At 37.3% G+C, this 12,447-nt stretch carries 9 protein-coding genes; 3 read left to right on the forward strand and 6 right to left on the reverse strand.

Annotated elements, in window-relative coordinates:
- Window positions 1–146: 146 nt before the first annotated feature.
- Together porV and porU are read right to left on the reverse strand one after the other, a co-directional pair.
- On the reverse strand, window positions 147–1,310 hold the full coding sequence (porV, locus tag ASG31_RS04015; RefSeq protein WP_056028273.1) for a type IX secretion system outer membrane channel protein PorV: 1,164 nt from the start codon (window positions 1,308–1,310) through the stop codon (window positions 147–149).
- 56 nt (window positions 1,311–1,366) lie between these two features.
- Window positions 1,367–5,260 carry a type IX secretion system sortase PorU gene (gene porU / locus ASG31_RS04020; RefSeq protein ID WP_056028276.1) on the reverse strand — a complete coding sequence of 1,298 codons (3,894 nt, stop codon included), beginning with the start codon at window positions 5,258–5,260 and terminating at the stop codon, window positions 1,367–1,369.
- A 162-nt stretch (window positions 5,261–5,422) separates the two neighbouring features.
- Here porU and gldJ point away from each other — a divergent pair, with 162 nt between their 5' ends.
- Together gldJ and ASG31_RS04030 are read left to right on the forward strand one after the other, a co-directional pair.
- Complete coding sequence (gene gldJ / locus ASG31_RS04025) at window positions 5,423–7,024, forward strand: gliding motility lipoprotein GldJ (RefSeq protein WP_056028279.1); 1,602 nt, start codon at window positions 5,423–5,425, stop codon at window positions 7,022–7,024.
- A gap of 63 nt (window positions 7,025–7,087) precedes the next feature.
- A complete protein-coding gene (locus tag ASG31_RS04030; protein WP_056028282.1) occupies window positions 7,088–8,359 on the forward strand; it encodes a UDP-N-acetylmuramoyl-tripeptide--D-alanyl-D-alanine ligase in 1,272 nt (423 codons plus the stop codon).
- On the opposite strand, the gene ASG31_RS04035 is transcribed toward ASG31_RS04030, so the two are convergent.
- Complete coding sequence (locus ASG31_RS04035; RefSeq protein WP_056028285.1) at window positions 8,352–8,963, reverse strand: NUDIX hydrolase; 612 nt, start codon at window positions 8,961–8,963, stop codon at window positions 8,352–8,354. The genes ASG31_RS04030 and ASG31_RS04035 overlap by 8 nt on opposite strands.
- A gap of 30 nt (window positions 8,964–8,993) precedes the next feature.
- Here ASG31_RS04035 and ASG31_RS04040 point away from each other — a divergent pair, with 30 nt between their 5' ends.
- Window positions 8,994–9,383, forward strand: coding sequence for a hypothetical protein (locus tag ASG31_RS04040; RefSeq protein WP_056028288.1), 390 nt, complete (start codon window positions 8,994–8,996; stop codon window positions 9,381–9,383).
- Window positions 9,384–9,411: 28 nt separating this feature from the next.
- On the opposite strand, the gene ASG31_RS04045 is transcribed toward ASG31_RS04040, so the two are convergent.
- The 3 genes from ASG31_RS04045 to ASG31_RS04055 are packed head-to-tail and all read right to left on the reverse strand — an operon-like array spanning window position 9,412 to window position 12,349.
- Complete coding sequence (locus tag ASG31_RS04045; RefSeq protein ID WP_056028291.1) at window positions 9,412–10,458, reverse strand: anhydro-N-acetylmuramic acid kinase; 1,047 nt, start codon at window positions 10,456–10,458, stop codon at window positions 9,412–9,414.
- A gap of 9 nt (window positions 10,459–10,467) precedes the next feature.
- Complete coding sequence (lptC, locus tag ASG31_RS04050) at window positions 10,468–11,049, reverse strand: LPS export ABC transporter periplasmic protein LptC (protein WP_410493180.1); 582 nt, start codon at window positions 11,047–11,049, stop codon at window positions 10,468–10,470.
- Window positions 11,050–11,056: 7 nt separating this feature from the next.
- Complete coding sequence (locus tag ASG31_RS04055; protein ID WP_056028297.1) at window positions 11,057–12,349, reverse strand: hypothetical protein; 1,293 nt, start codon at window positions 12,347–12,349, stop codon at window positions 11,057–11,059.
- Window positions 12,350–12,447: the final 98 nt, after the last annotated feature.

The raw sequence follows: 12,447 nt of genomic DNA on the forward strand, positions 1-12,447 counted from the left end.
TGGAGTTATCTAATCACGGAATTGTTAATTTTCCTGAAATTTTGGGAGAGGTAGAGGGAAGAGGGAGGAGTGGAGTGGGGAGTTTGATGGTGAAAACAGCAAAAGCTCCGGGAATGGAGCTTTTGAGTATATTAAATTTAATATTTTTAATAATCTACATTAGATGTTTCTGCACCAATGTTCCAGGTAAGACCGAAACGCAGTGTGTTATCTAAAGCTGTATTGATTTTAGACATATTTATAAGGTAAGAAATATCTAAACCGAATGAACGGTACTTTAATCCAATACCTGCAGTAGCAAACTGTCTTGCTCCCTGCTCCTCACTTTCGTGGAAGTAACCTCCTCTTAACGCAAATGCGTTGTCATAAGAATATTCCAAAGCACCGCTGTACATGATAGAATTGGTATTGTTGAATGATTTTCCGATACCTTCCATCACACCAACGTTTGGTACTGCATACATTGGCTGTCTTGTGTTAGGGTCATTTCCGATAAATTCAGATCCGGGAACCAGAATTTTAGAACCTTCAACAGAAAGTCCAACTCTGTTCATATCATCCAGATACATATCATATCCCAAACCTAACCTAGCCATTGTAGGAAGATAAGATCTGGATTCTTCGTTTCCGGTATAGTCTAATTTAGGACCTAAATTGGTGATGGCGAAACCTCCGTTCACTTTTCCCTCGTAATTTCCAAAACTCTGAAATCTTGGTGAAGTGTAATACCCTGAAATATCTACAGCGAAAGAGTTTGCCGGCTTCAGCGTCGTATCTGTGTTGAATCCTCCGGCTAAGTCTGAACGGATAAATCTCCCTGTAACCGCCATTGAGTAGGAATCAGAAAGTTTAAGACCGTACGCTACATCAATCGAGAATTCGTTTGGTTTTGAAGTACCCATAGAAGTTACTTCGTTTCCTACCAACTGTGTAAGGTCTACTTCTCCCATGTTGAAATAGTAGAGACTGGCAGAAATGGTAGATCTTTCTTCAGATCCCAGAAATTTATGAAAAGCACCATATAATAAAAATACATCATTTGTAAGTTTACTCATGTATGGTGTATAGTTCAAACCAATAGAAGAACTTGTTCTGCTGAAAGGATATTTTGCTGCATTCCAGAATTGAGAGAATGCATCCGGTGAAGTTACCACACCCTGATCTCCCATACCTCCAGATCTTGCATCCGGCGCGATTCTAAGAAAAGGAGCTCCCGTTAATACCGGTCTCACCTGGCCTAAATCCTGAGCGTAGCTTAAGAAGCCGGCACTCAGACCTATTCCTAAAAGCAGTTTGGTAGTTAAATTCATATGTTGTCTTTTATATATTATCAGTTTTATAGATATATTTCGATTAAATTACAATTTTACTTCAAAAGTACCATTTTTTCTACAGCTGTAGCACTTCCTTTGCATTTTTCTTGATTCTGACTTTTTGCAAATATCTTAAAAATATACGTACCTTTTGCTACAGTATCACCAAAATCGTCTTTTCCATCCCATTCTATTGCCTGTTTCGGCGTTCTGTAGCCCTGTAGGAACGGTTCTGCGATTACAGCTGACGTAATTGTTTTTACTAATTTCCCTGTAATCGTATAGATTTGAACATTTACATCTAAAATATCATCACAGTTATGTTCAAAATGGATGTAAGTTTTATTGGTAAAAGGATTCGGCCAGTTCATAGGTCTGTTGATAATCAAATGCTGGTCAGACTGGTCTTTTACCTCAAAGTTTAACGTAGATACCGTAGAATTATTGTTGATGTCCCAAACTTTAAAAGTAAGCTGATGCTGCCCGATCGCCAGGTTTCTGAAAGGATAGGTTACATTGCCTTTCTGATATTCTGCCAATGCAGGATTTATACATCCGTTTCCTTCGCCTGATGCATAAAAATCGTTTAAAACAACAGTATTGATAATCTGCCCGTCAAGATATGTTGTAATGTCATGGCCCACTCCTGAACCGGTAGAGTTAATCCCTGTATCATCTGTTAAGCAGGCAAGGAGCGTAGGATTTTGATTGGTAATTCCTCCATTGGCAAAATTGGTATTGTTCATATACAGTTTTACTTTTGGTGGCTCATTGTCATTAATTCCGTTGGGATTAATATCTCCTACCTGAACTGCCTGATTGTTAAAAACATCCGACACTTTATTGTCAGCATATCCCAAGATTCTTCCTGATCCTACCGTGTAGTTAATATCTTTAGGAACGTAAAACTCTACGGTGAACTGTCCGTTTGTAGCAATACCAGAAGCTTTTACAATGGCACTTCCTTCTTCAGTGTAGTTCAGAATTGGCGTAAGATTTCCAGGATTGTTTAATGTGTTTTTATTTAATTTTTTATCAAAAATATTGATAACAACACGCCCGTTAAAAGTAGTATTTACTATACCGTTGACATTGTTTATATGGCCGGTTACTTTCACAAAATCCAGACCTCTGATTAATCCCGGAACCGGAGATTCTATATTGTCAATAACGAGAAGTCTTTTCGGTCTTGAAAGTTTCATAGCCGGATCTCCCAAAAAGTTTACTTTAAAGTGATTGGAGTCTCCCGGTTTCAGTTTTTTAGCATTCAAATGAGCATTTCCTATGCTGATAAAGTCATCATTCGTTAATTTAAACATTTCTCTTGTGTACAGATTTGTAAAATCAATACCGTACCCTACACCTACAGCACGGCTGGAGGTAATCATTGATGCCGGGCCTCCCTGTTTCAGTTTGATCAGCTGTTCTCCGGCAGAGAATGTTCCCGGTTCATCCCAGAGGGTAAACTCACAGGTAATGGTTGATACAAAAGGGAATCTGCTGTAGATATTAGAAAAATTATTAGCAGCCTGAATTTCATCTGTAGTAAATACTCTTTCCTGAGCCCACCCATTGATTCCTCCATGTCCGAAGTAGAAAAGATAAAGGCTGTTGCCCATATCATTGGAAATGGCCTGGTTTACCTGTGGATATCTACGCCCTCCCGCAGTACTCTGTCCCTGGAAAGAATCTAAATACAGTTTTCTTACGTTGTATTCTTTAAGGTTTGTGCTTGCAGGAATTTCAAAAACACTCTGCAAAGAATTATTCATTACTGTATGGAAGGGTGCGCCACCGTCATTATCGTCATCTACTATAAAATCCAGTTTCATTTTCCATTCTCCAAAAGAGTTAGACTGTCCGGGCAGCGCGTTGTAATAGGCTAAAGTTTTATCAATCATATTGGCAGCTTCAGTGGCATTTGCTGCAGGAAGTCGTCCAACAGGTATGTTAGGCAAATTGCTTGTGAGCGTCAGATTGGTTTGTGGGGTAGTCATTACCACATAATCGTCTGTAATGAATGAGCTTACAAAATCTCCGGATTCTTCGCTCTCGTAGCTGGAAACAATATTGTTGTTGTTTTGAATTCTGTTTTTATAGTCGTAAGAGGCATCTCCTAAAATCATCACATATTTTAATCTGCCTGCAGGAGTATTGAGTTTTGTGATAAAATCTCTCACTGCGGTAAGATCACGGCTTCCGCTTCCAAATTCATTATAGATCTTTGAAGGATCAACAATCTGAACATTGAAACTGTTAGCCGTTTGATGGTAATTTGCAAGTCTCTGTGCCTGGCCCATCAGTTCCGGGGTTGTGATGATGAGATAATCAACATTTTGTAATCCTGAGAGATCCTGATTTCCTATCTTCTCCACAAACTGCGGCACAAATGCACCGTCTGCCCTAAACGCTACAAATTCATTATTGAAAAAAAGATTTGACGTGTTGTATGCAAAATTAAAAGTTCCGGCACCGCCTTTATTCACTCTTCTGTTTGCATTGGTAATATCGGTGACATCCCAAACCTGCTCAAGAGTTCCTGTATTGGATATGCTGAAACCATAGGTGGTGTTGCTGCCGCTCTGAAGTGCAAAATCCCTGAAACTTAATTGAGATCCGTTGAAAGTTAAATCCTGCTTATACTGTACTTCAAGATAATCAAAATGAAAATTACCGTTAGGGTTTGTAGCAATATTAGGGAGATAATTAAAGGTAATCTGATTTCCTGTCTGATTAGAAATGCTTCCTTTATATCTCAATAAGAAATAATCATAGGCGTAGTTGGGTGAATTGGGAGGTACAGCTACCGTAAAAGGATTCTGATTGTTGATATTAAATGTTACACTGTTTTGCTGGGCACTGAAGCCGGCAACCTGCGTACGGTATTTTATGGCATCGCCCGGCTGTATTGGTGTTGCGGTGTTAATTACAAGGCTTTTGTTTGCCGAAAAAGGAGCTTCATCTACCCATACACGTCCTACTTTAAGCAGGTTTTTCTGGTCATTATTAATCATTTGATATTCATCAAATCTTGTGATTAAAGGAGTTACAGGCAGGTTTAGATCTACATTCTGCACACGTTTTCCCGCTCCTTTATCAAAATTAATAAAATAGTAAGAAAAATCTTCATAAATATTTTTAAGTCCGTTACTGTCGTCATTTCTGGTTTCAGATCTTTTAAAACCGGCACCGTTTGTTTTGTCATAAAGATTATATCCGTTTGGGCCCTGAGCATAAAATAAAGCATAGTCATTATCATTCCACACATTATCCTCTTCTCCTACCACCTGAATGGAGTTTTCCTGAAGAGCACTATATTTGGTGTCCTGATTAAATTCCGGAAGCATAATTCCACCGTTTCCATAGATTCTGAAATTTTTGGGATTTACACTGGAAGGATTAATTCCTATATCTTTTAAAAACTGAGTTGTAATTTTAAAAATTCCGGATTTATCAACTTTAATTTTATAGAATCCACCGGAAGAGAGAGGGTTTACGGTAGTTCCCACTTTTGCGGTGCTGGGAAGAGGGGAGTTTCCGTCGTCTGAAATCTGAAAGGAAGAAAGCCGCTGAACATTGCCGTTAACTCTTTTAAATAAAGAAACATTGTAGCTTGCAAATCTTTCTCCTTCAATATCTATATAAACAATGTCTTTAATTTCGCGTTCCGGAAGCTGCCATACATTAAGATCAAAAAGATCTTTAGAAGACACGTTCTCCCATTGAAGATCAGTAATCTTAAGACGGTTGGCTCCTGTCTGTAATTTATTATGAATAAAAATATTGTTTTGGCTGAAAGAGAATCCTTCATTTTTAAATGCCGGCAGCACTTTCTTTATCACTCCAAAATCTTCTGTTTTGGAGCCGTTCCATTCTATAGACACACGCTGTGCCTGTAAAGTAGTAACGATAGAAAAAAGGGATATAAATATTATTTTCAGTCTCATGTCTGTAGAGGAATTTCCGAATTACAAAATAAATGAAAATTTTATAATTACATAGTGTACAATAAAATTAATTTCAGGTGATTTATCAAAAAAAACAAATCTTTATTTGATTTATTGAATAATTTACTTTTCTTTGTACTTTGAATAATATTTATATCGACTATGAAAAAACTAAAGTTGTTTTCATTAATAGCATTGAGTTCTACACTTGCATTAACCAGTTGTGGTGGTTCCGGGACCGGCAAAGGAGGCGGTACGAAAAGTTTTGTCTCTAAGACAGGCTGGAAACCAAACGAAAAACAGGGTTGGTTTTTTGCTGGAAAGCAGCAGGAGCAGAAGGGATGGCCAGGAATGGTGTATGTAGAAGGTGGAACTTTCACAATGGGATTAGTGAAAGATGATGTAATGCACGATTGGAATAACTCGCCCCGCAGAATGCAGGTGAGCTCTTTCTACATCGGTGAAACAGAAATTACTAACTACGAATACCGTGAATATCTTACATGGTTGAAGTATGTATTCCCACCAAGCGATCCCAGCTTTAAAGAAATCTACAACGGTGCTTTGCCGGATACTTTATTGTGGGACAACAAGCTTTCAAGAAATGATTTCAACGAAACTTATTTCAGAGATGCTAACTACGACTACTATCCTGTAGTAGGTGTGGCTTGGGCTCAGGCGAACAGATATTGTGAATGGTTGACAGACAGAGCAAACGAGAAAGCATTAATGAATGCAGGTATCATTGCTAAAGATTTATATATTAATGAATCAAACAACCAAGGTGGAACTGCTTTCAATATGGATAAATTCAAATCGAATGATCCAGAAATGCAAGGCTACATCAACGAACAGAGAAGACAGCAAAAAACTGGTATAAAAACCACTAACCAAAGGCTTATCGCTGCAAACAGAGCTCCTGGTGCAGATATGGTTACCAAATTCAGACTTCCAAGTGAAGTAGAATGGGAGTACGCAGCTTTGGGAATGGAGAAAAACAGAGAGTACAACATGTATATGGGTAAAGGTCCTGAAATCCAGTCTCTGAGAGGTACTAAAGGTAAAGAAAGAGGGATGCTTCTTGAAAACTTTAAGCAAGGTCAGGGAGATTACTCCGGTCCTGCAGGTTGGAAAAATGACGGTTCAGCTAAAACTTCAGATGTAAGACAATATCCTTCAAATGCCATCGGTATTTATGGTATGTACGGAAACGTTGCTGAATGGACCGCAGATGTTTACAGACCAATCGTAGACGACGAATACAGTGATTTCAACTACTACAGAGGTAATGCGCCTCAAACTATCGTAAGAAACGGAGACGGAACTTACCAGATGGTAGATGAAACCAATATGAAATATGACACTCTGAAAGACGGTAGATTAGTCGCAAGAAATTTACCTGGTCAGTATTCAAGAGAGACTATTGCTAATTATGCAAATTTCAGAGACGGTGATCAGCAGTCATCTCTCAATTACAGAAACGCAAGCGACTCTTCGTCTTCTTACAATATGTATAATTCACCTAAGCAAAACTTCTTCGTTGATGCAAACGGTAAAGTGAAAATGCAGAAAGATACCGGTACGAGAACAACTGTGATCTCAAATGACATCAGAGTTGTAAAAGGAGGTTCTTGGCAGGATTCAGCGTACTGGTTAGATCCGGGACAAAGAAGATATAAAGCTGAAAACGCTGGTTACGGATGGATCGGATTCCGTGTAGCGCAGGATGCAACTTCAAAAAACAAAGGTAGAACGAGAAGATAATTTATTATCAAAATATTATACAAAAACCTTCTGAATATTCAGAAGGTTTTTTATTTTTGAGCTATGAATGTACAGGATTTTTATCAGATATTTTTAAAGGCAAACAACGTAATCATCGACAGCAGAAAGATTGGTGAGAATGATATTTTCTTCGCATTTTCAGGAGATAATTTTAATGCGGCAACATTTGCTGAAGATGCCATTTCTAAAGGTGCTCTGGCAGTAATTGTTGAGCATAAAAATTTTGAAAACACAGAAAAAAATATTTTTTATGTGGAATCTACTTTAGGTTTCCTTCAGAAGCTGGCGATTCATCACAGAGATCAGCTTACAATCCCTGTAATTGGTCTTACGGGAAGCAACGGTAAGACCACCACAAAAGAGATCATCCATGCAGTTCTGTCGGAAAAATTCAATGTACAGTACACTTTTGGGAATCTGAATAATCATATCGGCGTCCCATTGACCGTCCTTTCCATTAAACCTGAACATGAAATCGCTGTAATTGAAATGGGAGCCAATCATCAAAAGGAAATAGAGCTTCTCTGTACTATTGCCAAACCAAACATCGGTTACATCACCAATTTCGGAAAAGCACATCTTGAAGGTTTTGGTGGTTTTGAAGGCGTGATAAAAGGGAAATCTGAATTGTATGATTACTTAATCAATCATCAGCAGACCATTTTGGTGAATGATAATGACACCGTTCAGTTTGAAAAGACGCTGAATTATTCACCTAAAATCAGTTTTGGAAAAGAAAATTCTGATTATCAGTTTGAATTGATTTCTTCTGAACATTTTGTAGGCTTAAATTTTAAAGATACCACCGCAGTTTCAAAATTAACGGGTGAATACAATTTTACCAATCTCTGTGCAGCAGCCAGTCTTGGACTTCATTTTGGAATTGATTCTGAAAAGATTAAACATGCCGTAGAAAACTATACGCCTACCAACATGCGTTCGCAGATCATGAAAAAGGACGGCAAAACCCTTGTTTTAGATACCTACAACGCCAATCCGAGCTCTATGACGGCGTCACTCAACAATTTCGTGACTTTTGAAGGTACAAAAACCATTATTATCGGTGATATGCTTGAATTAGGAGATGAAAGTGAAACTGAACATCAGCATATTTTAAATCTGGCTAAAAGTTTAAATTTCAACCAAATGATTACCGTCGGAAATCAGTTTAAACATGTAAATAATTCAGCTGAAGCTTTTTTAAATACATCGGAACTCATTGAGTATTTAGAGAAAAATAAAATCAGTTCAGAAAACGTTCTGTTAAAGGCTTCCAGAGGAATTGCTTTAGAAAAAGCACTGGATTTTATTTAAGTTTAGATTCTTTAAAATCAGATAAAATCAGTTTGATATTTTTGAAAGTGTTTGGGAAAACTTCAGCGGTAATCACACTGTCGTTTTTCCACGCAACTTCTGTTATTCCTTCCTCTGTTTGGGGCTTTGAGGTGTCTTCGCCATCAAAAAACATTTCAAACCAATGCGTATATTTCAAAACTTTGTCACCATTTCTTTCAATATAAATGTGGTAAGTGGTGTTGATGAAATCTTTTAAAACAACATTTCTCAGTCCTGTTTCTTCTTCAATTTCGCGTATGGCAGATTCTTCACGGGATTCGCCTTTTTCCATTTTACCTTTCGGGAGATCCCATTTTCCGAGTCTTTTGATGAAGAGAATTTCACCTGAAGGATTATTTACAATTCCTCCTGCAGCTTCTATTTTTCTGAAAAGCAGGTTAAATTCTTCCCAGATCGTTTCCAGATTTTCGCCATAAACATTCATTTCTGAAGTGGATGTGTTTTGAAGAAGATCCAAAGCAATTTCTAATGTTGTAGAGTTTTCGTAACCGACTGTTTTTTCTAAGTTTTCGGGAGTCTTAGAGAGTAATAATTTTTTTTCGTTGACAAAAACTTTATACATTTGTAATAATTTAAATACAAAAATAAAAAAATGAATTTAGAAGGACGAAAAATAATCGTGAATAAATCTGCAAAAGAACTTTCGGAGGTGCTTAAAACTCCGGAAAACTACAAACAGTTTATGCCGGACGGTCTGCAGAAATTTGAAACACGTGAAGACGGCTTTAAATTCGGACTGCAGGGGATGCCGGAAATTGCGTTAAAGATTGACGAAGTAACGGAATCTAAAGCTGTTTTAAAGTCTGCAAGTTCAAGCCTCGATTTCGCTCTTACAGCAGCATTGAATCCTGTAAATGATACTCAAACTGAAGTTCAGATGCTGTTTGAAGGAAAATTTAATCCTTTCATCAAAATGATGGTTGAAAAACCGCTCCAGAATTTTATCAATACACTTACAGATAAAATCGAAACTTATAAATAGTACAAAACCTTCAGCAATGAAGGTTTTTTTATGCGATAATTCCAGAGCTGTGATCATTGGAACTTCCCGTTGCAGAAGAAAGCACATTGACTTCATTATTCATTTTTAAAACGCCCATAAAAGCAAAAATTAAAGCTTCTTTAAAATCGATAATGGTTTTTTCAGGGATAATGATTTCTGCTGAAGTTTTAGATTTAATTTTCTCAATCAAATAGGAATTATAAGTTCCGCCACCCGTAAAAAGAATTTTTTTCAGTTGATTTTCATTGAATATTTTTGAAATCTGAAACGCTGAATGTTCAGTAAATGTTGCCAAAGCAGTAAGTGAATCTACATTCTCCAGAAGAGGAAAAATATATTTTTTGCAGAATTCTATCCCTAAAGATTTTGGATTTTGCTGACGGTAAAATTCCAGATTGTTCAGTTTTTCCAATAAGTTTGAATCAACTTTTCCTGTTCTTGCAAAATCTCCGTTTTCATCAAATTTTTTGCCTAAATCCTTCGCGATTTTATTTAAAACAATATTCACCGGACAGATATCAAAAGCGATTCTTTTAACCGTTTTTTTAAATGAAATATTGGAGAATCCACCCAGATTCAGACAGGCATCATATTCTGAAAATAGAAGTTCATCACCGATTGGTACGAGTGGTGCACCATTTCCGCCCATCAAAACATCCTGACTTCTGAAATCATATACTACTGGAATCGAAGTGACCAGTTTTATAGCCCTTCCGTCGCCAATCTGCAATGTGAATTTTCTGTGAGGCTGATGAAAAACCGTGTGCCCGTGGGAAGCAATAAGGTTGACATCTGTAATATTTTTCTTTTTGATAAAATCTTTTACCTTTTTACCCAAATAAAATCCGTAATCTGAGTTCAGAGCCAAAAGATCTTCAGCAGATAAATGAATAGAATTTCTAAGATCATTTTCCCATTTTTCAGGGTAGGGAATGGTTTCAGCTTCAATGATTTTAAAATGCCAGCTGTTTTCTGATTTTTCAAACTCAGCGAAGCAAATATCAAGTCCGTCAAGGCTTGTTCCGGACATTAATCCGATAGCTCTGGTTTTCATGATGAAAAATTATTGGGCGAGTTTGGTTTGGCTCACATCAAGATCTCCTGAGTTTTTAAAGAATCTGTATTCTGAGAAATCATCTTTGGCTGTCATTCCGTGGGCATTGATCAGCACAGATCCGTCCGGCATGGTTTGGTACACGGTATCTCTGGTATAAATTCTCTGCTTCCGCTGATCCCAGTAAACGCTCTGTGTAGCAAATCTTCGGCCTTCATTGGTGGTAATTCTTACATCTCCTTTGGCCTCATAGAATTTTTTATAGTCAAAAATTCTGGCATATTTTGCGGTGATCGTTCCCGGTTTTGGATTTTTTTTGTCAAAGAAATCAATTTTAATCCCTTTTTTTGCGACAACGTAAGGGCTGTCAATCAACTCATATTTTTCGATAATCGGAGCATAAGCTTTAAGCGTAATCAACCCTGAGTCCCGCTGAATGATATAGGCATTATTGATGATCTGCGACGGAAAATTCTTGCTGTTGGTACCTTTTTGCTTCGTGAGATCGTCTTCGCAGGATGTGAATATAAAAAATATAGCACAACTGAAAAGGTATGCTATATTTTTAAATGTGATATTTTTTGAAGTCAAAAACATATTAGTTGTAAAGATTCTTTCTGAACCATTTATCGGCAAAGTTGAAACCAAGTTTCAGATTGATGTAGTTCTGATTGATCAGATTATCATTAAGAGTTCCTCTTTTTCCTGCTTCTACACCAATCTCGAGACCACTCATCCTCTGGATGTTGCTTGTTTTGAACGGTAGAAGTACACCGGCAGAAATACCGAATTTGTTGATGCTGTTATTCGCAATTTTTAAACCGCCTCTTTCATAGAAAGCTCCGTATCTGTAAACCACTCGGGAGAAATAGTTTCTGAAGTTGTTGTAATTTGGCAGATACCAACCTCCGGCAGAAATTCTGTAAGTATCCTGAAAATCGAAACTTTTACCAAAGTAAGAAATGTCTTCTCCTTTTTTGTAATCCAGCTGTGCAGAAACAAACCACTCATTATTACTGCCGTATCCAGCTCCTAATGAAGCCTGCAGAGGAATAAGGTTTTTAGAGTTTATGCTTTTCTGCTCAATGATTGTTTCGTTAAGCTTTGTTTCGGCGGTACCGTAATAATAGGTGCTGTTTTTGTAATCAGTCATCATGTTTCCTGTGTTCCCGAAAGTAACAGTCGCACCAAGGGTAAGTTTATTATCTGTTGATGTGTTGATATTCTGATAACTTGTACCTAAAGTAAAATTGAAATTCTTAATGTTATTTTTAGTTTCGTAACCATTAATAAATTCAGCGCCAGATACCGTAAATTCGTTAATGTCATACAGGTTTCCAAAGTAGAAATTTGCCTTAGCACCTACCGAAAGACCTTTTCCTACATTGTATGAAATTGCAGCCTGAGCTGTATTCAGCGTTCCTTTTCCGGTAAATCTGTTTGCATAAATTGATTCCTCCTGAGTTACGGGGTTAATAACCGTTTCTGAAGTCAGAACATCATAGCTTTTTGAGCTGTATGGCTGGTAAAGCAATCCCATCTTCACTTTTGGTGAAAGAGGAAACGCAATAGAAATATTGGATAAATACGTAGAATGTTTGGTAGACTTTGTATTGTTGTAATTTGTTTTGAAGTAATTGTTTTCGTTAGTTGCCTCCAGTTTGATGCTTGTAAGCTCAAAATTGGTATTGTTGGCAGGGTTCCCGAAGTTGAAGTTACTCGTGAAATCACTGATGTATGCTGTTGAAATGCCTCCCATAGAGGATGTCTCAATCGTATTATCAAACTTTACATCTCCAATTCCGTAAGTTGCGTATGGCGAATTGCTTATACTCTGCGCGTTAAGGAAATATCCCACCGAAATGAATGATAGTACAAAGATTTTTTTCATTCTTGATTTTTAAAATAATGCGCAAATATCTTAAATATTAATGAATTGTAAAAATTTACCGAGGTTAAAGTTTGTTAAGGGGAATATATGGTGAATTG

This window comes from Chryseobacterium sp. Leaf404, from assembly GCF_001424145.1.
GTDB lineage: Bacteria > Bacteroidota > Bacteroidia > Flavobacteriales > Weeksellaceae > Chryseobacterium.